Here is a 25232-nt window from a genome sequence, read left to right on the forward strand (position 1 = left end):
CCGCACCTTGGTATAAGAGGGCGAAGCGCGAACGGCCCGAATGCGGAGCTTGCCCGGTCGTGTTTGAGACAGGCTTGCGTCAATGTCACGGGCGTTGACGCAAGCCTGTCTCGGGATTTTCAAGGCAGGTCCAGTGTTACGCGGTTGATTGCCACAGTGGCCGACTGCCGCGCCGCTTCGCTGGTTCCGACTTGTGAGCCGCGGTCCTTGCCGATGTCAAAAGTCTCGCTGAAGGCGCCGGCATAGTCGGGATAGAGGCTGACCGCGCTTTCTGCCACGGCCTTGCCATCGACCAGCAGGCGGATCGTGCCGCCGCCGACTTTCGCGGTCCACGGCAGCCCTTCGGCCGCGTTGCCCGTGGCGGGCACGAATTCAAAGCCAACTTTGCGCGCATCGGCCGCTAGCGGTGCAGAGGCCATGATCTTTTCGTGCCTTTGCCCGAACACGTTGTTTTCAAACGACAGCGTTCCGTGGTCGAGATAGAGCGCATAGCCGCCGAGCCGCCCGCCGTGTGCGATCAGCACGCCACTGGCCGTTGCGGCACTGGCGCCCAGTTCCACGTCAAAACGATGCGCGCGGCCAATGAGATTGGGCAAGCCATTGCCCGGCAGGCCGGAAATGTCGGCGCGGTATTCGAAATGGCGCTGCGCCTTGTCGACGATCGAGGGCGAGCCGAGCGGCAAGGGCACCAGCGGATAGACGCCGTTGCGCCGCGCTTCGCGGTCAAATTCGGCTCTCAGTTCTGCCAGTTTGCCGGGGTCTTTGGCGGCCAGATCCTGGCTTTCCGAATAGTCGCCGGCAACGTGATAGAGCTCCCACTTGTCCTGATCGGCGTTGTCGGCATAGACCTTGCGAACGTCCTTGAGCAGGCTCCACGGCAGATAATCGCGCTTGGCGGAGGCCACCCAGCCATCCTTGTAGATCGCGCGATTGCCGAAAATCTCGAAATATTGCTCGGTGTGCACGTCGGGCGCAGCCGGGTTGGTCAGCGTTGGCAGCAGGCTCTTGCCTTCGAGCGGCAGTTGCGGAACCCCATCGATCACTTCGGGCAGGCGAATGCCCGCCGCATCGAGCACGGTCGGCACGATGTCGTTGACGTGGCTGAACTGGCCGCGGATCACTTTGCTTTGCGCGGTGTGGCCGGGCCAGTCGATGATCAGCGGGTCGCGTGTGCCGCCAAAATGGCTGGCGACCTGCTTCATCCACTGAAACGGCGTGCTCGTCGCCCACGCCCAACCGGCAGAATAGTGGCTGGCCACATCCGGGCCGCCCTGCTTGTCGATATTGGCCAGTTGCAGCGCGAAATCGTTGGGCGCGGCCACGGCCATGCCCTGTTCGTTGACGATCGAGCCGCCGATATCGCCCTCTGCGCTGCCGCCGTTGTCGCCAACGATGGTGATCACCATCAGATTGTCGCCGCCGGGCCGCGCGCGCAGTTCCTTGACCAAGCGGCCGATTTCGGCGTCGGTCTGTTCAAGAAACGCGGAAAACACTTCCATCTGATGCGCATAGAGCCGCTTTTCATCGGGCTTGAGGCTGTCCCATGCGGGCAGCGCGGCGGGGCGCGGGGTCAGTTTTGCATCGGCGGGAATGATGCCGAGCTTTTTCTGACGGGCAAACGCCTCTTCGCGGAACACGTCCCAGCCTTTGTCATAGCGCCCCTTGTTGCGCGCGATCCATTCGGCGGGGACATGGTGCGGCATGTGCACCGCGCCGGTCGCCAGATAGAGGAAATAGGGCTTTTGCGCGGCCAGTGCGTCGTGATCATCAACCCAGCCGAGCGCCTGATTCACCAGATCGGTGGTCAGGTGATAGCCGGTTTCAGGCGCCGGGGTGTGTTCGATGGGGCGCGTGTCGTTATAGAGGTGCGGCTCCCACTGGTTGTCATCGCCTTCAAGAAAGCCATAGAAATGGTCAAAGCCAAGGCTGGTGGGCCAGTGATCGAAGGGACCTGCGGCACTCACTTCCCATTGCGGGGTGTTGTGCCATTTGCCAAAGGCGGCGGTGGAATAGCCGCTTAGCTGCAAGATGCGGCCAAGGCTGGCGGTCTCTTTTTTCCACACGCCGTTATAGGCCGGGAACCCGGCGGCCACGTTGGTCAGATTGCCAAAGCCGACCTGATGGTGGTTGCGCCCGGTCAGGAGCGCGGCGCGGGTGGGCGAACAGATGCCCACGGTGTTGAACCGGTTATACAGTACACCTTCATGCGCCAGTGCCTCGATATTGGGGGTTTGCGCAAGGCCCCCGGTAAGCGAGCCAGCGGCAAACCCGGCATCGTCGATCAGGATCAACAGCACGTTGGGCGCGCCCTTGGGCGCTTGCGGCGCGCGCGGGAACGCGGGTTGCGAGGTGGCGCGGGTGTCACCGATCTTGCCGGTGAAATCTTCGCCAAAGGGCACATGCTGCGCGAGCGCAGGCGCCGATAGCGCCGTGGCCGAAAGCCACAGCCCGGTCAGCAAGGCGGTACGGGTATCATGCGACATGGGTTGGTTCCTGTTGTGAAATGGCAGGGTGATCGCGGTGCATGATCAGCGCAGGATCGCGGCCCGTTGCCAAAAGATGGGCGAGCGCCGCGATCCACGGGGTGACATGCGAAAAATAGTGAGCGTAGCCCGCGCACAGATGGTTCAGCCCCGCCTCGCCATCGAGAGCCGTGGCGAAGCGGTGCTTGGGGCACCCGCCCCAGCACGAGGTCAGATGCGGGCACCGCTTGCATTGGTTGGGCAAAGTGCGGTGTTTGGCCGCGCCGAATTCGCGCGCCTTGGCAGAATCCACCATTGCCGCCAGACTGTCCTTGCCCAGCGTGCCCAGCCGATATTCAGGCCAGGCGAAATGGTCGCAATTGTACACCGCGCCATCGTGCTCGGCGATCAGCGCCCGCCCGCATTCGCGCTGATGATGGCACACCACGCCCGGCGCACCGACCGCGCCGGCAAGGGTCCATTCAAAGTTCATGACAAACACGCGGCCCACATCGGCCTTGCGCCACAGATCAAATACCGTGGCCAGAAAGTGCCCAAATGCGAGCGGCGGCACCGAATAGGGCGCGAGCCTCGCCTCGGCTCCGGCACCGGGGGCAGCCAGGTCAAATCCGCGCGCCTTGTCATCACCGCCCGCCAGCCGTTCGACCACGGGGGTAAACTGGATGAATTCGACCCCGGCTTCGGTCAGAAAGCGATAGACCTCGGACGCATATTGCGCGGAATGCGCATCGACACAGGCCAGCACGTTGTATTGCACGCCATGGCTCTGCAAACGCCGGAGCGCTGCCATGACCAGCGCATGGGTCGGCTTGCCATTGGCATAGCGGCGCCAGCGGTCGTGCACAAAATCCGGCCCATCAAGGCTGAGACCGACGAGAAAGCCGTGCTCCGCCAGAAAGGCTGCCCAATCATCATCGATCAACGTGCCATTGGTCTGAAACGAATTGGTGATCGTGCGCCCCGCGCCATAGCGGCGCTGCAAGTCCACCGCGCAGGCATAGAAATCGATGCCCAGCAGGGTCGGTTCGCCACCTTGCCAGGTGAATTCCACCGGGGCCTCGGCAGGCGCGGCGGCGATCGTCTGGCGTACATAGGCATCGAGCACGTCAGCGCTCATCCGCCGGGTGCCTTTGGTATCGAACAGCGCCTCGCGATCGAGATAGAAGCAATAGCTGCAATCCAGATTGCAGGCCGGCCCGCTGGGCTTGGCCATCAGGTGAAACGGCGCGCCGGCCCGCGTTTCGGTGATGGTGGTCATGCTTCGCGCGCATCTTCGGCCAGCCAGCGGTCGCGGCTGGGATCTGATACCAGCCCGGCGGCATCGCGTGCCGCCAGCGCGCGGCGGATTTCGCCATGGCTGGTTTCATCGAGCGGAAAGCCCCGGATGATCGCCGCCGAAAGCAGATGCGCCAGCGCCGGCCCCAGCGCAAACACCGCCTTGAGATGAAACAGCGCCGCAGCCGTATTGGCATGGCCCGGATTGAACCCCAGCACGCTAACCAGCGGCAGCGCGATACCGACCGCCATGGCAATCCCGGCCTTGTCCGAAAGGGCAAAGACCGAAAAGAACAGACCGACCCGGTCATGCCCGGTTTCCAGGCGGTTGGCATCGGCGACATCGGCAACGATCGAGCGCAGCATCAGGTTGCCCGATCCTTGCGCCAGCCCTTGCGCCGTGGTCAGCACGATCAGCAGCGGCCAACTGCCGAGGCCAACCAGCAGCAGCGCCAGATTGATCGTCATCTGCACCAGTTCGCCGGTCACGGCGGCACGACCCTTGCCGATGCGGCGGCCGATGGCCAGCCAGATCGGGCAAGCCAGCACGCCAAACACATATTGATAGAGAAACAGCGCCGGGGCCAGCGTGGGCCGCCCCATATAGACGCTGACAAAAAACACGAACAGCGCGGTGCGCACACCTTGGCCCAGTCGCACCGCCCAGTTTGACGCCAGCACGCGCAGCAGCAGCTTTTCGCGAAACACCACGCCGATGCTTTCTGCCAGACGCAGCGGCGGCAGCGCGGAAGTCGGCTGCGGCGGCTCTGGCACGGCGCCCAGCCCCAGCGGCAAAGTGATGACGAGCAGCGCAAACACCATGGCCCCCATCGCCGCCAGTTCGGTCGAAGGATGCCCGGCCAGCCGCACCGCCAGCGCGCTGGGCAGCACCAGCGCCAGCAGGAGCGCAATCGCGGTCATGATCATGGCATATGTCGTGATGCGAGTGCGTTCGTGGTATTGTGTGGAAAGCTCGCCAGTCCACGCCGAAAGGGGCGTGACGATCATCGAATAGCCCAGATAGAGCGTGAACAACGAGATCGACAGCGTGATCGCGCCAGACCCTTTTGGCGGCAAAAACGTGCCCAGCGCCCCTGCCGCAAAGATCGCCACTCCGCCCACGATCCATGGCTTGCGACGGCCCCAGCGGGTGCGGGTGCGATCGGACAAGATGCCGATCGCCGGATCAATCAGCGCATCCCACAGCCGTGCAAGCAGGAAAATCGCGCCGATCGTGGCCAGATTGAACCCGAAGATCGCGGCATAAAGCGGCGGCACATATGTCGTCAGCGGCGCTTCGACCGCTGCAATCGGCATGACCAGCGAGGCAAAGCGCAGCAGCCTGAAAGTGCTCGGGCCGGTTTGGGCGGGGGCGGCTGCCTCTGGCGCTGCCTGCGTGGAAATTGCGGTCGCCATGGGATCAGACCTGTGGTTCGAGGATGGGGGCGCTTGCGGCTGCGCGCTGCGGACGGGCGAGGCCGGGATGACCGCGCGCGGCAGACAGGCGTCCAACCATCTGGCGAAGGGTCAGCCCTTCGCGCTGGGCAGGGTCATGAAACAGCATTTGCCGGGACATCGGATCAGAACGTCCTGGACACGGTCACGCCAAAGCTGCGGCGATCACCAAGGATTTCATAGACCGGTGCCGTGGCGGTCGCGGCAGCATAGGCGACGGCATAGAACGTGTTGAACAGGTTCTTGGACCACACGTTCACGCCCCAGCCCTTGCCCGTCGATTTGACACCGATGCCGGCGTTGACGGTCACATACGCCGGTTGCCAGCCATAGATCGACAGCGGGTTGATCAGCGCGATCGATGATTTCCACGTGGCATTGGCATAGCCGGTAAGGCGCCAGCCATTGCCCAGCGGCTGATCGAGCGAAGCGCCGCCCTGGACAGTCCATTTGGGCGCATTGACGATCTGCCTGCCGGTCAGGCTGAGCGTGGTCGCCGCTGCCGACAGTGCCTTGCCGGTTGCCGGGTTGGTCTCGATCGTGGCCAGATAGGCCTGATATTCGATCGGCGCCGGGGCGTTGTCATAGCTCAGATATTTCGCGTCGTTGTAGGCAGTGTTCAGATTGAACGCGAGAGCCGGAAACGGGTGCAGGCTGGTTTCGAACTCAAACCCGCGCAGCCGCACTTTGCCGACATTGGCCAGATAGGCGCCAAAGGTCGGGTTGCTGGTATCGACTTGCGAACCCTGATAGCCACTGATGGTGTTGTTGTAGAGATTGAGGTTGGCGGTCAGCTTGCCATCGGCCCAGGTGCTCTTGATGCCGGCTTCAAAGTCGAGCGATTTTTCCGGGCTGGTCAGCACCACCGCGCTTTGCGAATACGTGGCAGAGGTGTTCGCCGCGCCCGACTTTTCGCCATACGAGGCCGAAGCATAAAGCAGGACATTCTGCGTGACCTTGTACGCCGGATTGACCAGCCACGAGAATGAGCCCGTGTTGATGCGATCCTGCAACTGGTACGTCCCGTTCTGCGTGCCGCTTGTACCCCCAAGGCTGTTGTAGAGTGCATTGCGATAAGCCAGCAGCGTGGGCGAGGCCGACAGGTCGGTCCCACCAAACCCGCTGCCCAGCACCCTTACGCGCTTGGTTTCATTGGTATAGCGCAGCCCCGTGGTCAGCGAGAACTGTTCGCTGACGTGTGCGGTGGCATGGGCAAATCCGGCCAGCGAATCGATGTGCAGGCGGCCATCGCGGTCATATTCGGTGCCGTTGAGCACCGAAGAAGGCAGCGCGGGCGACAGTTCGAATGCGGTTGCGTCGGAATAGAAGATCGTGCGCAGATTGGATTCCAGATCTTCGTGCAGGTAATAGAGGCCCGCCTGCCAATCGATGAACCCCGGCGCGGTAGAGGCCACGCGCACTTCCTGCGAATACTGGTCGACATCGACATCATAGCCCGCCCGCACGATCGGGTAGGGTGAATAGTCGCCGTCGTTATAGGGGCGGAAATAGAGCCTGCGCCACGCGGTGACCGATGTCAGTTGCGCCTTGCCGCCCAGATCGACGTTCAGCTCGTTGGAAATGCCGTCGGTGCGGCTGACCAGACGTTGCTGCGTATCGTCGTTGGCGTTGTAGGGCGCGTTGAAGCTGGGGGCATAGCCAAACGCGGTGTTGAGCTTCGAGGTCCAGCTCGACCGTGCGCCGGTCGGGTTGGCGCTGGTGGCAAAGACCGTGTTGTCGGTCTTCAGGTTATAGTTCACATCGGCGACAACCGGATAGAAGTTGTTGTATTCGTGGGTTTCGTAATGTTCGCCGATCAGGCGATCGGTCACACCGGCGACCGGTGTGAACAGCAGTTGGCCGCGCACCGACCAGCGGTTGTTGTTGAGGTATTTGACGCCATCGACCGCATTGGGGCTCCAGCCGCCGCCCTGGTCGGTGTTGAATGTGAGGCGCCCGGCCAGTTTGTCGGCAATCAGCGCCCCGGTGGCATTGGCGCGCAGTTGGTAATAGCCGTTTTCACCATAGGTGGCCGAGGTGGTCAGCGATGGGGTGAAAGCGGGCTTTTGCGTGGTGACGACAACCGCGCCGATCGTGGTATTTTTGCCGAGGAGCGTGCCTTGCGGTCCGCGCACCACTTCGATGTTATCCAGATCGACGAAATCGAGCCAGCTGAACCCGACGTGGGTAAAGAACACGCCATCGACGATCAGGCCGACGCCGCCTTCCGCGCCATCGTTGCTGGCATTGCCGCCGATGCCGCGAATGAACAGCCCCGAAACACGGGTATTCTGCTGCAAGGCGCTGAAATTGGGAATTTTGAGCGTGTAATCGGCGATGCGATCAAGGTGCTCGGTGGTCAGTTCGGTGCCTGAAACGGCGCTGATGGCGATGGGAACATCGCCCAGCTTTTCGTTGCGATGGCGCGCGGTGACGGTGATCGCATTCTGTTCGGTGCCGATGTCGGGCGCAGCGGCATCGGGCGCGGCGGCAACCGGGGTGGACGGCGCGGCCTCGGTCGCATGCGCGGGCACGGCGTTCAGCAAAGCCGTGGCAAGCGCGGCAAATGAGGTGGAAGCGGAAACGAAGCGCATCATGAAGACCCTGACCCCTTGTTGTGTGAAGTGCCCGACACGCGCCCCCGACGGCGCCCCCATGGAGCCGCATGGATGTGTGTCGCGCTGCCAGGCAAGCGCTGCCGGTCTGGCCTTGATAAATTCAACTTATTTAGTAGAGTATGCACGGTCAATCGGGGCTTGCGCAAGCTTTTCACTCCCATTGAGTAGGATTTCTTTTCGGCCACATCCGGCGGCCGTCCGCGTTATCGCATTTTTGCACTATAATCTTGATATAGCGTTATTTTATTAGATTATTCGGCGACCAAGCCGGTCGTGATCGGGGCTATATGACGCAATTTTCGCTCGACATGCGATTTTCATTCCGACACAAATCACATCGAATCAATATGATTTTGTGACCGCGCCGTCTTTGGCGCCGGGCCGGGCTCTGCCAAGGAGGATGTGCATGTCCACCATCGTCGCCACATATCCCAATGCCGCCGATCCTTCGTCACCGCTGGACATCATCCCCGTTGCCGGGCGCATCGGTGCGGTGATCAATGGTCTGTCGCTGTCCGATGATCTGGATGACGCCATAATCGCCGCGATCGATGCGGCAGTGATCCGCCACAAGGTGGTGTTCTTTCGCGGCCAGACCGGCCTGACCGATGCTGCCCACGAGGCGTTCGCCGCACGCTTTGGCGATCCGGTGGCGCATCCGACCGTGCCTGTGGCGCAAGGCAGCCGCTATCTGCTCGAACTCGACAGCAAGGAGGGCTATGCCGCATCGAGCTGGCACACCGATGTGACTTTTGTCGATGCCTATCCCAAGGCATCGATCCTGCGCGGCATCACCATCCCCGATGCGGGCGGCGACACGATCTGGGCCAATGGCGAAACCGCCTATGAAGGCCTGCCCGAGCCGCAGCGCCAACTGGTCAACCATTTGTGGGCCATTCACAGCAACGATTACGATTATGCCGCCTTGCTGGCCAATGCGCCAAGTGGCGCCAACAGCCATGAAGGGCGCAAGCGCCAGGAACAGCACCGCGCCGTGTTTGCCTCGACCGTTTATGAAACCGAGCATCCGGTGGTGCGTGTGCACCCCGTTTCAGGCCAGCGCAGCCTGCTGCTGGGCCATTTCGTGCGCCGCTTTGTGGGCTTTAACGAAGCGGATTCGGCGCGTCTGTTCAACATTCTGCAAGATCATGTCACCAAGCCGGAAAATACCGTGCGCTGGCGCTGGGCGCCGGGCGACGTGGCATTCTGGGACAACCGCAGCACGCAGCATCGCGCGGTTGCCGATTTTGGCCTGCAACGCCGCACCTTGCGCCGCGCCACGATCAATGGCGAAGTGCCGGTCGGTGTTGATGGCCGCCACAGCCGCACGATCAGCAAGGAAATGCAGAAGGCCGAAGCCTGAGCCAGGCGCCGACCGAAGGAGAGATCGATGGCATTGGAAATTCACCCCTACGGGCGCGTCGGCGCAGAAATTGCGGGCGTCGATCTCGCCCGGCTGGATAGCGCGGATCTGGCGCAGATCCGCGCTGCCTTTGCCGAGCATGGCGTGGTGTTCTTTCGCGATCAGACGATCGACGAGGAGGCGCAGATCGCCTTTGCCCGCGCGCTTGGGCCGATCAATATCAACCGGTTTTTCGCTGCGCATCCGCACTATCCCGAGATCGCACTGGTGATCAAGGAGCCGCACCAGACCGCCAATATCGGCGGTGGCTGGCACACCGACCATTCCTATGATGCCGAACCGGCACTGGGCTCGGTACTGGTGGCGCGCGAATTGCCTGCCTCGGGCGGCGGGGCAACTGCGTTTGCCTCGATGTATGCCGCTTATGACGCCTTGCCCGATGATCTGCGCGCGCAGATCGAAGGGGCAAAGGCGGTGCATTCGGCGCGGCACGTGTTTGGCAGCGCCACCAATGCCTATGAGGCGAATCGCGAAACCAGAAAGGACGGACGTATCGGCAATGCCTCTGCCGCCGATGTGCTGGAGGATGTCGTGCACCCGGTGGTGATCACCCATCCGCTCAGCGGCAAGCGCGCGCTCTATGTCAATCCGGGCTTTACCATCGGCATTGTCGGGCTGGAGCAGGAGGAGTCGCAAGCGCTGCTCCATGCGCTCTATGCCCACGCGCTCGATCCACGCTTTCAGGAGGTGTTTCACTGGCAGCCCGGTTCGGTCGCGCTGTGGGACAATCGCGCCACCTGGCATTATGCGCATAACGACTATCACGGCGAGCGCCGCGAGATGCATCGCATCACGATTGAGGGTGAGGCGCTAAACTGAGGCCGGGTCTTCGGCGGCGATGGCGGCGGCCAGCGTGCGGTGTTCGAGCACCCCGTTGACCGCGTCGCGCACTTCGGAAAATGTGTGGCGCAAGGCGCATGTTGCCTCGTCGCTACAGTCTTCGCAGCGTTCGTAAAAATTGCGGCTGACACACGGAAGCATGGCGATCGGGCCGTCGGTCGTGCGCAGGACATCGGCAAAGGTGATCAGGTCAGCCGGTCGCGCCAGACGATAGCCGCCGGCATTGCCGCGCGTCGCGGTGACCAGCGCGCCGCGGCGCAGATCGCCCATGATCGTTTCGAGAAACTTGCGCGGAATGTTCTCCTGCTCTGCAATGGCCGAAACCTGTTGCGGACCATCTCCGGCACGGGCGATGTTGATCAGCGCCTTGAGCGCATATCGGGCACGTTGCGAAAGCATGCCGGCGGTGATGTCCTCATGTCTGGCGAAATGGCGTGAGGCCTTGGCTATACCGATAGGTCGGGCGGCTGCAACCTTGCCGGTCAGCTTTCGGCGTCGTCATCATCGTCAGGCGGCGGAAATTGACCGCTCCATGGCAAACCCGCCTCGAGTCGCAGCGCGTGCAGCCCATTGTGCAGCACGCTGACATGGCCGTAGCCCAGTTCCTGGAGCGTGACTGCCGCCAGCACGCTGCGCATGCCGTGGGCGCAATAGAGCACGATCGGCGTGTCCTTGCCGGCCACAGCATCGCCCAGCGTATATTCGATCTGGCCGCGCGGGATGTGAACCGCGCGGGCGAGTGGCGGATTGCGCCGCAATTCGCCCTCTTCTCGCAGATCAAGCAAGACGGCCCCGGCTGCCACGCGCGCGCGCAGTTCCGCAGGCGAAATTTCCTCGACGCCGGGACGCGCCGCTTCAACCAGTCGCAGGAAGTCGGAATAGTCTGCCATCGCCTGATGCTGATCCCTGTTGGGTCGGAAAGTTTTAACTCTACCTAATCAATTGAATTTTGCAACGAGCAGCTTATTTCATACTTGTATGGTATGATTAGTGGAATAAAGTAGCGCATCCCAACGCCTCTCGCGATCAGCAAGGAACCCATCGCATGCCTCTCGATCTGCTTGAAAAAGCCCATGACACTGCCGCCACTTCGCCACTGACCATCACCCCGGTTACTGCCGTGCTTGGCGCTGAAGTATCGGGTATCGATCTGCGCGAAGAGCTGGATGCGCCCACGTTGGCCGCGCTGCGTGCCGCGCTGGTTGAGCACAAAGTGCTGTTTTTCCGCGATCAGCCGATCACGGATGAGCAGCAGGTGCGGTTTTCGAAGTACTTCGGCCCGGTTACCCCGGCCCATCCGCTGACCAATGGCCGCGATCAAGAGCATATCGAGATCATGGAAAACGTGCAGAGCGTGCTCAATGCGCGCAGGCCGACGTTTACCCCCGAGCAGCAGGCCGTGCACCGCGCCTCGCATCGGCAATGGGGCCGCCGTGGCTGGCACACCGACATCACCTTTGTCGAAAATCCTGCCGATATCACCTTTTTGCGCGCGCATCAGGTGGCGCAAGTGGGCGGCGATACCGCGTGGGTCGATCTCGAAGCGCTGTATGACAGCCTGAGCCCGGCGCTGCGCGGTTTTCTCGACACGCTGCATGCCGGCCATTATCGCAACGACGCCGGCAGCGGCTATGCCTTGCCCAAGCGGTTTGACGGGCGCGACAACAATGTGCCGTTCCTTGCGTTGCACCCGCTGGTCCGCGTTCATCCAGAAAGTGGCCGGAAGTCGCTGTTCCTCTCGCCGATTTTCCTGCGCTACATCGACGAACTGAATGAAGAGGAAAGCGAAGCGCTGCTTGGCTATCTGAAAAACGAACTGGCCGCGCGCATCGACTTGCAGGTCCGTTTTCGCTGGACGCCCAATTCGCTGGCCGTGTGGGACAATCGCAGCACCACGCACTGGGGCCCGGTCGATCCAAAACAGCTGGTCGGTGAGCGCATCGTGCGCCGCACGACGGTGGGTAACAGCCATGCCGTCGGTCCCGATGGCTTTCAGTCCCGCCAAATCGCAGGCGCTTCGTTTTACACCCTCGATTAGGTTTATGCGCGCCGCCGTTGCATCGGCATCGGCGGCGCGTCCTGCTTCCGAACTTTGCGTGGCCTGATCTCGGTTCGGGCTTCAATCCATTGCCGGCAGGGCAGCAAGCCGCGCATTTACAGGGTGCCCCCTCCTTGTGGCGGCGAACGGCGCAAGCGGCTGGCCTGCCCGCTTTGGATATGATCTAACCGCCGCATGGCGTTCTGCGAGGAACGCCAGCCTGCACGATCGCGGCAGGAAGGGGGGCACACACGGATGCAACGACGGACTTTGCGACGCCTGGGCGGATTTTCGCTCGCCATGCTTTGCGGGGTCTGCGGGCCCGGGACGGGTTTTGCCTCGACGCTGATTACCGGGGCTGCGGTCTATGACGGATCGGGCGATGCGCCGCGACAGGTTGCCGTGCGGGTGGATGGCGACCGGATCGTTGCCGTCGGCGCGCTGCGTCCGATTGCGGGCGAAACCGAAATCAGGGCCGATGGCCTCGCGCTGGCCCCCGGCTTCATCGACGAACACAGCCACCATGATCGCGGCCACTATGCCGATCGCGCGATGCCGCCCTTGCTGGCACAAGGGGTGACGACCATCGTCATCGGGCAGGATGGCGAAAGCGAGGCGCCTTTTGCCGATGTGGCGGCGCAGTTTGCCGCGCGCCCGGCGGCGATCAACGTCGCGTCGTATACCGGGCATGGGTTCCTGCGCGAACGCGTCATGGGCAAGGATTTCAAGCGCACCGCCACCGCGAGCGAAGTCGCGACGATGCAGGCGCTGTTGGCGGCGGACATCAAGGCCGGCTCGCTCGGCCTGTCGACGGGGCTCGAATATGATCCGGGAATCTATTCCGATCATGCCGAACTGCTCGCGCTGGCGCGCACCACGGCGGCGCAAGGCGGACGCTATATCAGCCACATGCGCAATGAGGATGCGACCTTTGACGCCGCGCTCGACGAATTGCTCGATCTCGGGCGGCAGACCGGCGTGCCGGTGCAGATTTCGCATATCAAGCTGGGCATGGTCGACCGCTGGGGCGATGCGAAAAAGGTGCTGGCGAAGCTCGACGCCGCCCGCGCCGCCGGGATCGCGGTAACGGCGGACGTCTACCCCTATGAATACTGGCAATCGACGCTGACGGTGTTGTTTCCCAAGCGCGATTTCACCGACATCGCCGCCGCCCGCTATGCGCTGACGCATTACACCACGCCGCAGGGCATGCGGCTGGGCTTTTATGCACCCGACCCGGCCTATGTCGGCAAGACCATCGCCGATATTGCGGCAGAGCGGCACGAGGAGCCCGCCGCGACTTATCTCTGGCTGATCCGGACGGCACAGGCCTGGAAAGCTGCGCACCCCGACGCCGAGAGAGTCGAATCCGTGATCGGCACGGCGATGTCGACCGAGGATGTCGCCACTTTCGTGACGTGGAAATATGCCAGCATCTGTTCCGACGGCATGATCGGATCGCGCCACCCGCGCGGCTATGGCGCCTTTGCCAAAGTGTTGCGCGTCTATGTGCGCGAACAGCATCTCCTGACGCTGAGCGAGGCAGTGCGCAAGATGACGTCGCAGGCGGCGGCCAATGTCGGCCTGCAGGGGCGCGGGCTGATCCGCCCCGGATACAAGGCCGATCTCGTGCTGTTCGATCCGGCGACCATCACCGATCGCGCCACGGTGGACAATCCCGGCGCGCTGGCCGAAGGCGTTGAGGATGTCCTGATCAATGGCGAGCTGGTGTGGGCGCATGGCAAGCCAACCGGAGCGACGCCGGGGCGGTTTTTGAAGCGGGGGATGGAATGATGCAGCGGCGCGACCTGATCACCGGCGGGACCATGCTCGCGGGGCTCGGCGCGGCGAAGGCCCTGGCCGCGCCCGTGCTCTCCGCCAACAATTTCGGGCTGACTGCGGCCAGGGCGGCGCGGCGCAACGGCTGGATCGAAGTCGATGCCGCCGCGTTCGAGGCCAATGTGGCGACCGTGCGCGCGACCATCGGCACGGCGCGGCTGTGCGCCGTGATGAAGGCGGATGCCTATGGCAACGGCATCGCCTTGCTGATCCCGTCGGTCATCAAGCTGGGCATTCGCGATGTCGCGATTACCTCGAACGACGAAGCGCGCGTGGCGCGCGCGCTGGGCTATCGCGGGCGGCTGATCCGCATCCGCACCGCGACGCCCGAAGAAATGGAAGACGCCCTGCCCTTTGCCGTCGAGGAGCTGGTCGGCAATCCCGACGTCGCGGCGCGGCTGGCCAAACTGGCGCGCAAGCGTGCCTTGCCGGTGCATCTCGCGCTCAACGCCGGGGGGATGAGCCGCAACGGGGTCGAGCTGTCCACGGCATATGGCAAGGCGGATGCCCGCGCGATCCTCGCCCTGTCGTCGCTGCACATTGTCGGCGCGATGACGCATTATCCCAGCGAAGAAGCCGATGACATTCTCGGCCAGTTGCGCCGTTTTCAGGACGATTGCATCTGGCTGGCAGGCGAAGGGGTCGATCCCGCGCGGATCACGCGCCACACCGCCAACACGTTCGCCACGCTGTCGCACCCCGGAACCCGGCTCGACATGGTGCGTGTCGGCGGGGCGATCTATGGCGACCCCGGCTCGGTCAGGACCGATGCCTATCAGCCCGTGCCGACCATCAAATCGCGCGTCGCGGCGGTAAACCATTTCCCTGCCGGGCAGACGGTCAATTATGACCGCACCTATCGGCTGGACCGGGAATCGTGGCTGGCGAATATCCCGCTCGGCTATTCCGACGGCATCCGCCGCAGCCTGAGCCACGCCAACCGCCCCGAATTTCCCGGCGAAAGCACCAATCACACTGCCGTCCTGATCGGCGGACAGCGGTTCCCCGTGGTCGGGCGGGTAACGATGAACACGCTGATGGTCGATGTGACGGGACGGCAGGACCGGATCGCCATCGATGATGAAGTGGTCCTGCTCGGCCGCCAGGGGGCCGAACGGATCACCCAGGCCGAGTTTGAGGCCAATAGCAGCGCCTATGCTCCCGAAATGCTCGCCATGCTCGGCGCGACGCTGCCCAAAGTGCTCAAACCGCACGCATAACGCCCCTCGCGAGCGCTAACCGCGTATATTCCGAGGCTAGGCCCGGCGCGCGATGCGCCTAGGGCGGTGACGCCCCGAGCCCCTTTCCCAGGCGGCTCAGGGCCAATGCCCCCGTCAGGATCCGGTGGCTCTTGCCAGGACTTGGCCGCGGAGGCGATCCGCCGGCCCGTTCCTTGCGCCCGAGACCGGCGGACATCCGGCACGAAAACCCGACATGGAGTGTACGGACATGATCAAGTTTCCCCATTTGACGCCCAATCTGGCAATCGCCGCCCTGCTCGCCGCCACGATGATCCCGACCGGCGCCCACGCCGGGGAACAGACCCGCGCCGAAGCTGCCATTGCCGAAGCCAAAGGCAAGATCGACGCAGGCGACAAAGTCGGCGCGGCCGATCAGGCCCCCGATCTGCAACGTCAGGCGCGCGAAGCGCTGATGTCGGCGCAGGATCTGCTGTCGCATCATCAAAAGACGCAGGCCATCGCAGCGGCGCATCATGCCAGCGATCTAGCGGATCAGGCCATCACCAGTGCCAATGCCCGCAAGACCCAGGCAGAGCGCGACCGCCGCAACGACTTGCGCAATTCCGCAGCGAGCGCGCAGCAATCCGCCGCCTCGGCCGAGGTCCGCGCCAACAATGCCGAACAGGCAACCACGCAGGCCAACATGCGCGCCAATTCCGCCGAGCAGGCGACCGCAAACGCCAATATGCGCGCCGATACGGCCCAGCAATCGAGCGACGCCGCCCAGGCCGATGCGCTGCGCCAGGCCCATGCGCCGGTAACGACATCGGTTGCGGTCACCGAACATGACGCGGTCGTGCGGACCAAGGCGCCGGTTCATCACCCCCGTCGTCGCCCCGCCCGTCATCATGCGCACCCCGCCCACGCAAAGACGACGACCACGGTCATCACCACAAGTCACCGCTGACCTTGCCAAATCGCGATGGGCCCGGCCCATCGCGACCCGGTCGGCGAGCGCAATGGAACAAGCCTGTTGACCATTTCCCCTTTGCCGCCGGACGGGGAATCAGATCGGCAGCGCAGTCTTGTAGACGATCGGGCGCAGGGCAAAGCTGGTGGTGACTTCGGCGACACCTTCGATCCGGGTCAGTTTCCGGCGCAGGAAATCTTCAAAGGCGCCGAGCGATTCGACCAGAACCCGCAATTGATAATCGGCATCGCCGCTCATCAGATAGCATTCCATAACTTCGGCAAAGCCAGCCACCGCTGCTTCGAACAGCGCGAGGTGCCGGTCGTCCTGCTGATGCAGGCGCACACGGATGAACGCGGTGACCGGCAATCCCACCGCAATCGGATCGACCAGCGCCACATAGCACGCGATCACCCCATCGGCCTCCAGCCGACGCAATCGCCGCAAACACGGCGACGGCGACAGGCCGACCCGTTCCGACAGATCCTGATTGGTCACGCGGCCATCGCGCTGCACTTCGGCCAGAATGCGCCGATCGATCGGATCAAGGTCAGGATATGGCATAGCTATTCCAGATAGCGGCATGAATTGCCGGACAACGCTCAATGATTGGCAGAATATACCAATTTGGCAAGCCGCCGTGGCTGAATTCGCAAGGACAGCATCAGCCCGTTTTCGCTATCACCAGCCCCTCAATCTTCCTTCGCGAAAAGAGGCGCCCGATGACTGCCACCATGGTGCATGACCGCCAGGATCTGATCGCCACGCTGGACCAGATCAACCAGCGGCTGTTGTGGCTGTCGTCGTGGACGATCCATCACGCCAATCACATCCGCGAAAAGCGCGACGGGCTCAAAGTCGGCGGGCATCAGGCAAGCTGCGCCTCGATGACCGCGATCATGACCGCGCTCTATTTCCATGCACTGGGGCCAAACGACAAAGTCTCGGTCAAACCCCACGCCGGGCCGGTGCTCCACGCCATCCACTATCTGCTCGGCAACCAGACGCGCGAAAAACTCGAAGCCTATCGCGGCCTCGGCGGCGCGCAAAGCTATCCCAGCCGCACCAAGGACAGCATCCCGGTCGACTTTTCCACCGGCTCGGTCGGACTGGGCGTCGCGGTCACCGCGTTCAGTTCGCTGGTTCAGGACTATTGCATCGCGCATGGGCAATTGCGGCCCGATCAGGCCGGGCGGATGATCGCGCTGATGGGCGATGCAGAGCTTGACGAAGGCAATATCTACGAAGCGCTGATCGAAGGGTACAAGCACAATCTGCGCAATTGCTGGTGGGTGGTCGATTACAACCGCCAGTCGCTCGACGCGACAACCGCCGATCGCATGTTCCGCCGGTTCGACGACATTTTCGAAACCTGCGGCTGGCGCGTCGTCACGCTCAAGCACGGCCGATTGCAGCGCGCCCTGTTTGCCCGGCCCGGCGGTCACGCGATCGAAGACTGGATCGATACCTGCTCCAATGCCGACTTTGCCGTGCTGACCTATCAGGGCGGCGCGGCCTGGCGCGAACGGCTGATCGCCGACATCGGCGGCGAACGCGGCGTGCGTGGGCTGATCGACGGCATGGACGATGACACGCTCGGCCAGGTGATGACCAATCTGGGCGGCCATTGCCTCGAAACGCTGATCGAAGCGTTTGACGCGGCGCAGGACGACCGCCCGACGCTGTTTATCGCCTATACCGTCAAAGGCCACGGGCTCCCCCTCGCCGGGCACAAGGACAACCATTCGGGCATGATGAGCCCCGCGCAGATGGAACAGTTGCGCGCCCGCATGGCTATCCCGCACGGCGCGGAATGGGACAAATGGGCCGGGCTTGGCGACAATCAGGCGCAGGCTTGCCGGGACTTTGCCGCAAACAGCCCGATCGCGCGACACCGGCAAAGCCCGCCCGCCGCCGCGATCCCTGTCCCGGCAATCCCCCTCCCGGCGATCCCGCAGCCGAGCGGCGCCGAGCAATCGACCCAGGCCGCATTCGGGCGCATCATGCTCGATCTCGCCAAATCGGGCAGCGCTCTGGCCGACCGGCTGGTGACGACGGCCCCCGATGTGACGCAGACCACCAATCTGGGCGCTTTCGTCAACCAGCGCGGGCTGTTCCGCCGCCAGGAATGCGACGACGTATTCCTGCGCGCCAGGATTCCTTCGGCGCAGAAATGGCTGCAGCATGCCGCGGGCCAGCACATCGAGCTGGGCATTGCCGAAAACAACTTCTTCCTGTTGCTCGCCGCGCTCGGTCTGTCGGCAGACCATTTCGGCACGCGGCTGCTGCCGGTCGGTACGGTCTATGATCCGTTTATCGCGCGCGGGCTCGATGCGCTCAATTACGGATGTTATTCCGACGCGCGCTTTCTGCTGGTCGGCACGCCTTCGGGGATCACGCTCGCAGCCGAAGGCGGCGCGCACCAGTCGATCAACACCCCGCTGATCGGCATGGGCCAGCCCGGCCTTCTTGCCTATGAACCCGCCTTTGCCGACGAAGTCGCGCTGATGATGGGCCACGCTTTCGACTGGATGCAGCGCCCCGATGGCTCATCGGTCTATTTGCGCCTGTCGACCCGCACGATCGCGCAAGAGCCCCGCCACGATACGACATGGCAAGCCGATGCGCTGGCCGGCGGATATTGGCTGCGCGCGCCTGCCCCCGGCGCGAGCACGGCCATCGTCTTTTCCGGTGTCGTCGCGCCCGAAGCGCTGGCCGCCTGGTCCGATCTGGCCGAGGACATTCCCGGCCTCGGCCTGCTGAATGTGACGTCGCCCGACTTGCTCCATCGCGGCTGGTCGGCGCGCATGGCCGCGCGCTGGACCGGCGACGAGCCCGCAGCCTGTCACGCCGAACGCCTGCTCGCCCCGCTCGGCCCCGATGCCGGTCTGATCACCGTTCTCGACGGCAGCCCAGCCGCGCTGTCATGGCTTGGCGGCGTGCGCGGTCACCGCGTCATCCCGCTCGGCACCGATCGCTTTGGCCAGACCGGCGACCTGCCCGACCTTTATCGCACCTATCGGCTCGACAGCGAGGCCATTATCGATGCCGCAGCCGAACTTTTCCTGTAGAGCGCCCCCATGTCCTATCTCCCCGATTTCACACTCGAAACCTATCTCGGCAAATGGGAATTTGATGCGCGCCATCACATGACCGCGTCCGATGCGCAGACCATGACGATCGGCGAACTGATCGCGCTGGCCGGCGAAGACGCGCTCGATGCGCTGCTCGCCCAACCCCTGAGCTATACCGAGCCGAGCGGCGCGCCGGACTTGCGCGCCGCGATCGCGGCGACAACGCAAACCTGCGCAGCGGACGATGTGTTGTGCTTTGCCGGTGCCGAAGAGGGGCTCTATGCCTTTTACCGCACGGTCATGGGGCCCGATGATCATGCCATCGTCGTCACCCCCAATTACCAGTCGGCCGAAGCCGTGCCGATGGCAATTGGCGCCGTGACCGGGGTTCCGCTCGAAGAACGCGAAGGCTGGACGCTCGACATCAACCGGGTCGCTGCCGCGATCCGCCCCAATACCCGGATCATCTCGATCAATTTTCCGCATAACCCGACGGGCAAGATCCTCGAACGCGACCGCTTCGATGCGCTGGTCACGCTCTGTCGCCGCCATGGCATCTGGCTCTTTTCCGACGAGGTTTACCGCCTGATCGAACGCGATCCGGCTTTGCGCCTGCCGCTGGCCGCCGATGTCTATGAACGCGGCGTCTCGCTGGGGGTGATGTCAAAGGCTTACGGCCTGCCCGGCTTGCGCGTGGGCTGGATCACTTGCCGCGACCGCGGGCTGCTCGACGCCATGGTGCGCACAAAGCACTATCTGTCGATCTGCAACAGTGCGCCGAGCGAGCGGCTGGCGCTGATGGGCCTGCGCGCCGCAGAGCCGATCCTGGCCCGAACCCGCGCCATCGCCGCCACCGGGCTCGCCGCGACACAGGCATTTCTGGCGGAGTATCCGGATCTTTTCGAAAGCTACATGCCCGATGGCGGCGTGGTGCTCTATCCGCGCTATACCGGCCTGGGCGATGTCGAACGCTTTGCCGAGCGGCTGGTGCAGGATGCCGGGATCGTCATCCTGCCCGCTTCGATCTATCGTTCGGCGCTGGGTCCGACCCCTGTCGATCGCTTTCGCATCGGCTATGGCCGGGCCAATCTGGCCGAAGGCCTGGCCGCCATGCGCGCCCAACTCGCGGCAATGGCCACCACGCCCTGACCGATTTGCGAGGGCGGGCGAAAGCACCCGCCCTCATTGCATCAGGCGAATTTCAGCGCCTTGACCAGACGCACGCCATTCAGCTTGCGCGCCTTGGCCAGCACATCGGCGCTGACCGGGCTGTCGACCGAGAGCAGCAAGACGGCTTCGCCACCGGCCTGACGACGACCAAGGTGGAACGTACCGATGTTGATCGATTCTGTGCCAAGCAGAGTCCCGATCGAGCCGATGAAGCCCGGCGCGTCGGTGTTGACGATATAGAGCATGTCGCCATCCAGATCGGCCTCGACCGCAATGTCGAACAATTCGACCAGACGCGGCTGGCCATGGCCGAACAGCGTACCGGCAACCGAGCGCTGCCCGGCATCGGTATCGACCGTCACGCGCACCAGCGTGCGGTATTGGCCTTCGCGATCATGGCGCACTTCGCGCACGTCGAGGCCGCGCTCCTTGGCAAGGAACGGCGCATTGACCATGTTCACGGTCTGCGAATACTGCTTCATCAGACCGGCGAGCACAGCGGCGGTGATCGGCTTTTGATTCAGCTGCGCCGCTGCACCTTCGACTTCGATGGCGACCTTCTTGACTTCATCGCCGACCAACTGCCCGACCAGCGCACCCAGCTTTTCCGCCAGCGCCATATAGGGCTTGAGCTTGGGGGCTTCCTCGGCGGACAGCGACGGCATGTTGAGCGCGTTGGTGACGCCCCCGGTGGTCAGGAATTCGGCCATCTGTTCGGCCACTTGCAGCGCGACATTGACTTGCGCTTCGGTGGTCGATGCGCCCAGGTGCGGGGTGCAGATGAAATTGGGTGTGCCGAACAACGGGCTGGCCTTGGCCGGCTCGGTCTCGAACACGTCGAGCGCGGCGCCCGCGACATGTCCCGAATCCAGCATGTCCTTCAACGCCGCTTCATCGATCAGTCCGCCGCGCGCGCAATTGACGATGCGCACGCCCTTCTTGGTCTTGGCCAGGTTTTCGCGGCTGAGAATATTGCGCGTTTCGCTGGTCAGCGGGGTGTGCAGCGTGATGAAATCGGCCTTGGCCAGCAGGGTATCGAGATCGGCCTTTTCGATCCCGAGTTCGAGCGCGCGCTCCGGCGTCAGGAACGGGTCATAGGCAACCACTTTCATGCGCAGACCCAGCGCGCGGCTGGCGACGATCGAGCCGATATTGCCCGCGCCGATCAGCCCCAGCGTCTTGCCGGTGACTTCGACACCCATGAAGCGGTTCTTTTCCCACTTGCCGGCCTGAGTCGAAAGGTCCGCCTCGGGCAATTGCCGTGCGAGCGCAAAGATCAGCGCAATGGCGTGTTCGGCCGTGGTGATCGAATTGCCGAACGGGGTATTCATCACCACCACGCCCTTGGCCGAAGCGTAAGGGATGTCGACATTGTCGACCCCGATCCCGGCGCGACCGATCACTTTCAGATTGGTCGCGGCGTCGAGAATGTCCTTGGTCACTTTGGTCGAGGAACGGATCGCCAGGCCGTCATATTGGCCGATGATCGCTTTCAACTCGTCGGGCGTCTTGCCGGTGATGACATCGACATCGCAACCCATGTCGAGAAAGATGCGCTCGGCATTGGGGTCCATCTTGTCGGAAATGAGCACTTTGGGCTTGGTCATGGGAAAACCTCTGGTCGTGCCTGCCCGCCCCGGCGTGGCGCCGGGTGCGGGTGGCAATAGTGGTCTGTAAAGCGCCCCCTTCTGCGCGTGCGGACCATGTCAAAGCACGCGCGAGAGGGGTTTTTGTCAGGCGAAAAGCCGACCGTTCAGGCCGTCAGTTCCGCATAGGCCCAATCGAGCCACGGGCCCAACGCCTCGATGTCGGCGGTCTCGACGGTCGCTCCGCACCATACGCGCAGGCCCGCAGGCGCATCGCGATAGCCGGCGATGTCATAGGCCGCGTCTTCCTTTTCGAGCAGGCCGGCAAACTTCTTGATGAAGTCCGCATCGGCGCCCTCGACAGTCAGACAGACCGACGTATGCGAACGAATGCCGCTGTCGTGCGCGAGATGGCCCAACCAATCCCGTTCAGCGACAATCTTGTCGAGCGCATGCGCATTGGCCGTGCAGCGCGCTTTCAATCCGGCAAGACCGCCGATCGACTTGGCCCATTCGAGCGCAAAGATCGCGTCTTCGACCGCCAGCATCGACGGGGTGTTGATCGTTTCGCCCTTGAACACGCCTTCGGCCAGCTTGCCCTTGGCCATCAGGCGGAACACTTTGGGCAGCGGCCATGCCGGCGTGTAGTTTTCCAGCCGTTCGACAGCGCGGGGCCCAAGGATGATCACGCCATGGGCGCCTTCGCCGCCCAGCACTTTCTGCCAGGAGAACGTGGCGACGTCGATCTTGTCCCACGGAATGTCATAGGCAAAGACCGCGCTCGTCGCATCGGCAAACGACAGACCTTCGCGATCGGCCGGGATCCATTCGCCATCGGGCACGCGCACGCCCGAGGTCGTGCCGTTCCAGGTAAACAGGACGTCGTTCGACCAGTCGACTTTGTCGAGATCGGGCAACTGGCCATAATCGGCGCGGATCACGGTGGGTTCGAGCTTCAACTGCTTGACCGCGTCGGTCACCCAGCCTTCGCCGAAGCTTTCCCACGCCAGCGTCGTGACCGGGCGGGCGCCCAGCATCGTCCACATCGCCATTTCAAAGGCGCCGGTATCCGATCCGGGAACAATGCCGATGCGATGCGTATCGGGCAGTTCAAGCACTTCGCGCATCAGATTGATGGCAAGACCCAGACGATCCTTGCCGATCTTCGCGCGGTGCGAACGGCCCAGCGAAGCCGTGGCCAATTTGTCGAGGGAATATCCGGGCGGCTTGGCGCAGGGACCGGACGAAAAAAACGGACGCGCCGGTTTGGCGGTCGGACGTTGTGCAGTCATGTAGTCTCTCCTTGCAGAGAGCACGCGCGGCGTTGGGACCGCGTGGCCCGGCGCCGCTCATAGTGGCTGGGCACAGGCTGTCAACTGCGGGCTGTGGATTTACGCAAGGACGGCTGTGACTTTCAGGCCGGGGGATTGAGCGGGCCTTTTTGCGAACCGACCCATTCGCGCCACAACAGCATAAGCACCGCCATCAGCGCGGGGCCCACGACCAGCCCGATCAGGCCCCAGGCCTCGATACCGCCAAGAATGCCGAGCAGAACGACCACGAACGGCAGCCGGGTGGCATCACCGATCATCACCGGGCGGACGAAATGGTCGGCGAGGAAAATCACCACTGCCGCAATGACCGCAACCGCCACCGCAGCGGCCATCTGTCCCGCCGCCGCAAGCAATCCCGCCGCGACCGCCGCCGCAACGACGGACCCGAGTGGAACGACCGAAAGCAGGCCCGTCAGCAGCCCAAGCAGCGCGGCATGCGGCGCTCCGCACAATTCATAGACCACGCCAAGCAGCACGCCTTCGCCGAATCCGACCACGACGAGCCCGTTGACCGTGCCGCGAATCGCCCGCAACGCCTGCATCGCAACGTTCACACCGGCGCGCCCGAACGCGCGCTCGCATCCGGTGCGCAAGCTGATCGCGACGCGTTCGCCGTCGCGCATCAAAAAGAACAGGATCAGCAGCAGGAAAATCGCAAATACCAGCCGATGCAGCACCAATCCGATAAGGTGCTGCCCCTCGCCCAGCGGCGATTCGCCCACACCGCCGGGCAAGTGCAGTTTGCCAAAGGCGGCGGATGTCGCGAGATGCGCCTGCCACCAGGTCCCGATCGCTGGCCCCGCCGGCAAATGGGCGACAAAGCCCGGCAGCGGCAGGCCATGCGCGCGCACGTCGATGATCCATTGCAGCGCAAATCGCCCGTCGACCGCAACAGCCTGGGCCACCATGACCAGCGGCAGCACAAAAAACAGCGCCACGATCAGCGTGAACAGCGCAGGCCAGGTGAAATCAGCCCCGCCCGGCCAGAACGCGACCGCCCGCTCGCGCCACGGCCAAAGCGAAACGGCCAAAATCACGGCCCACCCCAGCGCGGGCAGGAACAGGCGCAAAGTCCACAGCCCAAGCATGGCGAACAGCAAGAGCGCCGCCAGCCCCGCCCGGCGCTGCCCCCGCGACCAGGGATCGCCCCGATCTCGCGTGAAAGTTCCGGGCGGCTGGGTCGGGTGGGGCTGGATCGTGTCGGGCATGGAGCGGAAGAGCTACGCCAAACTTGCAGGGATTGCCAGTTCACTCCGGGACATAACCGACATCTTCGCAAACCTTGTTGGGAAATTTTGGCCTTGTTGGGAAATTTTGGCCTTGTTGGGAAATTTTGGCCTTGTTGGGAAATTTTGGCGAAAGCCGGGACGGCTGCGCCCGCAATGGCCATGCCCTTGCGCGGAATAGCCGCGCGCAAGGACAAAAGATCGGCGCACCAGACCGGGGGCAATTGCGTACCGCCGATGCGTGCCTTATCATGACAAGTAACGTCCCGGGGCAAATAGGGTGCGACGGATCAGCGATGCCGGACCAGTGGGAAAACCGATCAACAACCTCTGATCCCGGGCCACCGCCAACGGACCGGCGTCCTGATGCCGGGAGCGTGCGCCACGATTTTGCCGGACACCCCATCGACCAAACTGCCGTGCCACGCGTGAGCGAGGGGTGCAGCCATTTCGCGACACAGTCGCATGGAGCCGCGGCTGCGCGTTGCGCACGCCAGACGCTGGCCGATCCGACCAGCATAGTGCCGATCACGCTGGCCGTGATTGGCGGCATACTGATTATCGGCGGGGCGCTGACGAGTGCGGGAAAGGGGCCCGGCAAGCTGATCAACCCTCACCCGCGGCGGCGCGGAGCGAGCCTGAGAGCGCGAAAATGGCGTCGGCGCCTGGGATTTCCACTGATCGCGGTCGGCCTGGCCTGCCTTGCGCTGATTTTCGTCT

General features: G+C 63.5%; 19 protein-coding genes. 9 read left to right on the plus strand and 10 right to left on the minus strand.

Translation table 11 applies throughout. The annotated features are described in order from the left end of the window. Window positions 1-119: 119 nt before the first annotated feature. The 4 genes from AQZ50_RS19630 to AQZ50_RS19645 form a co-directional block, all read right to left on the minus strand. Window positions 120-2483: an arylsulfatase gene (locus tag AQZ50_RS19630; protein ID WP_067749331.1), complete on the minus strand. Its 2364-nt coding sequence runs from the start codon at window positions 2481-2483 to the stop codon at window positions 120-122. Beyond that, complete coding sequence (locus AQZ50_RS19635; protein WP_067749332.1) at window positions 2473-3741, minus strand: anaerobic sulfatase maturase; 1269 nt, start codon at window positions 3739-3741, stop codon at window positions 2473-2475. The genes AQZ50_RS19630 and AQZ50_RS19635 overlap by 11 nt, the downstream gene beginning before the upstream one ends. Continuing rightward, window positions 3738-5174: an MFS transporter gene (locus tag AQZ50_RS19640; RefSeq protein ID WP_067749336.1), complete on the minus strand. Its 1437-nt coding sequence runs from the start codon at window positions 5172-5174 to the stop codon at window positions 3738-3740. Before AQZ50_RS19640 ends, AQZ50_RS19635 begins: the two co-directional genes overlap by 4 nt. A 164-nt stretch (window positions 5175-5338) precedes the next feature. Further along, on the minus strand, window positions 5339-7810 hold the full coding sequence (locus AQZ50_RS19645) for a TonB-dependent receptor (protein WP_197412572.1): 2472 nt from the start codon (window positions 7808-7810) through the stop codon (window positions 5339-5341). 427 nt (window positions 7811-8237) lie between these two features. On the opposite strand from AQZ50_RS19645, the gene AQZ50_RS19650 reads away from it, so the two are divergent. After that, window positions 8238-9194 (plus strand): TauD/TfdA dioxygenase family protein, encoded by a 957-nt coding sequence (locus AQZ50_RS19650; RefSeq protein WP_067749341.1) that lies wholly within the window; start codon window positions 8238-8240, stop codon window positions 9192-9194. A 27-nt stretch (window positions 9195-9221) separates the two neighbouring features. Then, window positions 9222-10073, plus strand: a complete 852-nt coding sequence (locus tag AQZ50_RS19655) for a TauD/TfdA dioxygenase family protein (RefSeq protein ID WP_067749343.1) — start codon at window positions 9222-9224, stop codon at window positions 10071-10073. On the opposite strand, the gene AQZ50_RS19660 is transcribed toward AQZ50_RS19655, so the two are convergent. Both AQZ50_RS19660 and AQZ50_RS19665 read right to left on the minus strand, forming a co-directional pair. Continuing rightward, on the minus strand, window positions 10065-10493 hold the full coding sequence (locus AQZ50_RS19660) for an RrF2 family transcriptional regulator (RefSeq protein ID WP_067749345.1): 429 nt from the start codon (window positions 10491-10493) through the stop codon (window positions 10065-10067). The two genes, AQZ50_RS19655 and AQZ50_RS19660, sit on opposite strands and share 9 nt — an antisense overlap. Before the next feature lie 83 nt (window positions 10494-10576). Beyond that, window positions 10577-10984: a rhodanese-like domain-containing protein gene (locus AQZ50_RS19665; RefSeq protein ID WP_067749348.1), complete on the minus strand. Its 408-nt coding sequence runs from the start codon at window positions 10982-10984 to the stop codon at window positions 10577-10579. A 155-nt stretch (window positions 10985-11139) separates the two neighbouring features. Here AQZ50_RS19665 and AQZ50_RS19670 point away from each other — a divergent pair, with 155 nt between their 5' ends. The 4 genes from AQZ50_RS19670 (at window position 11140) to AQZ50_RS19685 (ending at window position 16119) form a co-directional block, all read left to right on the plus strand. Further along, window positions 11140-12132, plus strand: coding sequence for a TauD/TfdA dioxygenase family protein (locus AQZ50_RS19670; protein WP_067749349.1), 993 nt, complete (start codon window positions 11140-11142; stop codon window positions 12130-12132). A gap of 255 nt (window positions 12133-12387) precedes the next feature. After that, the gene (locus AQZ50_RS19675; protein ID WP_067749351.1) at window positions 12388-13926 is read left to right on the plus strand and encodes an N-acyl-D-amino-acid deacylase family protein; all 1539 of its coding nucleotides are present in this window, start codon (window positions 12388-12390) and stop codon (window positions 13924-13926) included. Beyond that, complete coding sequence (gene alr, locus AQZ50_RS19680; RefSeq protein WP_082703826.1) at window positions 13926-15191, plus strand: alanine racemase; 1266 nt, start codon at window positions 13926-13928, stop codon at window positions 15189-15191. The genes AQZ50_RS19675 and alr overlap by 1 nt, the downstream gene beginning before the upstream one ends. Before the next feature lie 229 nt (window positions 15192-15420). Beyond that, window positions 15421-16119, plus strand: a complete 699-nt coding sequence (locus tag AQZ50_RS19685; RefSeq protein ID WP_067749357.1) for a hypothetical protein — start codon at window positions 15421-15423, stop codon at window positions 16117-16119. Window positions 16120-16218: 99 nt separating this feature from the next. Here AQZ50_RS19685 and AQZ50_RS19690 read toward each other — a convergent pair whose 3' ends face one another. Continuing rightward, the gene (locus AQZ50_RS19690) at window positions 16219-16686 is read right to left on the minus strand and encodes an Lrp/AsnC family transcriptional regulator (RefSeq protein WP_082703824.1); all 468 of its coding nucleotides are present in this window, start codon (window positions 16684-16686) and stop codon (window positions 16219-16221) included. 158 nt (window positions 16687-16844) lie between these two features. Between AQZ50_RS19690 and AQZ50_RS19695 the strand changes: the two genes are divergently transcribed. Both AQZ50_RS19695 and AQZ50_RS19700 read left to right on the plus strand, forming a co-directional pair. Further along, window positions 16845-19193 (plus strand): transketolase, encoded by a 2349-nt coding sequence (locus tag AQZ50_RS19695; protein WP_067749371.1) that lies wholly within the window; start codon window positions 16845-16847, stop codon window positions 19191-19193. A gap of 9 nt (window positions 19194-19202) precedes the next feature. Continuing rightward, window positions 19203-20345 carry an aminotransferase class I/II-fold pyridoxal phosphate-dependent enzyme gene (locus AQZ50_RS19700; RefSeq protein WP_067749360.1) on the plus strand — a complete coding sequence of 381 codons (1143 nt, stop codon included), beginning with the start codon at window positions 19203-19205 and terminating at the stop codon, window positions 20343-20345. A 41-nt stretch (window positions 20346-20386) separates the two neighbouring features. Here AQZ50_RS19700 and serA read toward each other — a convergent pair whose 3' ends face one another. The 3 genes from serA to AQZ50_RS19715 form a co-directional block, all read right to left on the minus strand. Further along, window positions 20387-21973 carry a phosphoglycerate dehydrogenase gene (gene serA, locus AQZ50_RS19705; RefSeq protein WP_067749363.1) on the minus strand — a complete coding sequence of 529 codons (1587 nt, stop codon included), beginning with the start codon at window positions 21971-21973 and terminating at the stop codon, window positions 20387-20389. A gap of 146 nt (window positions 21974-22119) precedes the next feature. Continuing rightward, a complete protein-coding gene (locus tag AQZ50_RS19710; protein WP_067749366.1) occupies window positions 22120-23244 on the minus strand; it encodes a phosphoserine transaminase in 1125 nt (374 codons plus the stop codon). A gap of 122 nt (window positions 23245-23366) precedes the next feature. After that, window positions 23367-24494 carry an AI-2E family transporter gene (locus AQZ50_RS19715; protein ID WP_082703825.1) on the minus strand — a complete coding sequence of 376 codons (1128 nt, stop codon included), beginning with the start codon at window positions 24492-24494 and terminating at the stop codon, window positions 23367-23369. 314 nt (window positions 24495-24808) lie between these two features. Between AQZ50_RS19715 and AQZ50_RS21090 the strand changes: the two genes are divergently transcribed. Beyond that, on the plus strand, window positions 24809-25232 hold a 424-nt coding region (locus AQZ50_RS21090), incomplete at its 3' end, for a hypothetical protein (RefSeq protein ID WP_231730429.1).

Origin of the sequence: Novosphingobium sp. Fuku2-ISO-50, assembly GCF_001519055.1 — a bacterium.
Classification (GTDB): Bacteria; Pseudomonadota; Alphaproteobacteria; order Sphingomonadales; family Sphingomonadaceae; genus Novosphingobium.

Excerpts from the sequence above, each read along its gene's own strand:
- AQZ50_RS19690 (WP_082703824.1), bottom strand. The coding sequence starts at position 16,686 with ATGCCATATCCTGACCTTGATCCGATCGATCGGCGCATTCTGGCCGAA.
- AQZ50_RS19640 (WP_067749336.1), bottom strand. The coding sequence starts at position 5,174 with ATGGCGACCGCAATTTCCACGCAGGCAGCGCCAGAGGCAGCCGCCCCC.
- AQZ50_RS19660 (WP_067749345.1), bottom strand. The coding sequence starts at position 10,493 with ATGCTTTCGCAACGTGCCCGATATGCGCTCAAGGCGCTGATCAACATC.
- AQZ50_RS19635 (WP_067749332.1), bottom strand. The coding sequence starts at position 3,741 with ATGACCACCATCACCGAAACGCGGGCCGGCGCGCCGTTTCACCTGATG.
- AQZ50_RS19645 (WP_197412572.1), bottom strand. The coding sequence starts at position 7,810 with ATGATGCGCTTCGTTTCCGCTTCCACCTCATTTGCCGCGCTTGCCACG.
- AQZ50_RS19650 (WP_067749341.1), top strand. The coding sequence starts at position 8,238 with ATGTCCACCATCGTCGCCACATATCCCAATGCCGCCGATCCTTCGTCA.
- AQZ50_RS19700 (WP_067749360.1), top strand. The coding sequence starts at position 19,203 with ATGTCCTATCTCCCCGATTTCACACTCGAAACCTATCTCGGCAAATGG.
- AQZ50_RS19665 (WP_067749348.1), bottom strand. The coding sequence starts at position 10,984 with ATGGCAGACTATTCCGACTTCCTGCGACTGGTTGAAGCGGCGCGTCCC.
- AQZ50_RS19715 (WP_082703825.1), bottom strand. The coding sequence starts at position 24,494 with ATGCCCGACACGATCCAGCCCCACCCGACCCAGCCGCCCGGAACTTTC.
- AQZ50_RS19685 (WP_067749357.1), top strand. The coding sequence starts at position 15,421 with ATGATCAAGTTTCCCCATTTGACGCCCAATCTGGCAATCGCCGCCCTG.
- AQZ50_RS19655 (WP_067749343.1), top strand. The coding sequence starts at position 9,222 with ATGGCATTGGAAATTCACCCCTACGGGCGCGTCGGCGCAGAAATTGCG.
- AQZ50_RS19670 (WP_067749349.1), top strand. The coding sequence starts at position 11,140 with ATGCCTCTCGATCTGCTTGAAAAAGCCCATGACACTGCCGCCACTTCG.
- alr (WP_082703826.1), top strand. The coding sequence starts at position 13,926 with ATGCAGCGGCGCGACCTGATCACCGGCGGGACCATGCTCGCGGGGCTC.
- serA (WP_067749363.1), bottom strand. The coding sequence starts at position 21,973 with ATGACCAAGCCCAAAGTGCTCATTTCCGACAAGATGGACCCCAATGCC.
- AQZ50_RS19675 (WP_067749351.1), top strand. The coding sequence starts at position 12,388 with ATGCAACGACGGACTTTGCGACGCCTGGGCGGATTTTCGCTCGCCATG.
- AQZ50_RS19630 (WP_067749331.1), bottom strand. The coding sequence starts at position 2,483 with ATGTCGCATGATACCCGTACCGCCTTGCTGACCGGGCTGTGGCTTTCG.
- AQZ50_RS19710 (WP_067749366.1), bottom strand. The coding sequence starts at position 23,244 with ATGACTGCACAACGTCCGACCGCCAAACCGGCGCGTCCGTTTTTTTCG.
- AQZ50_RS19695 (WP_067749371.1), top strand. The coding sequence starts at position 16,845 with ATGACTGCCACCATGGTGCATGACCGCCAGGATCTGATCGCCACGCTG.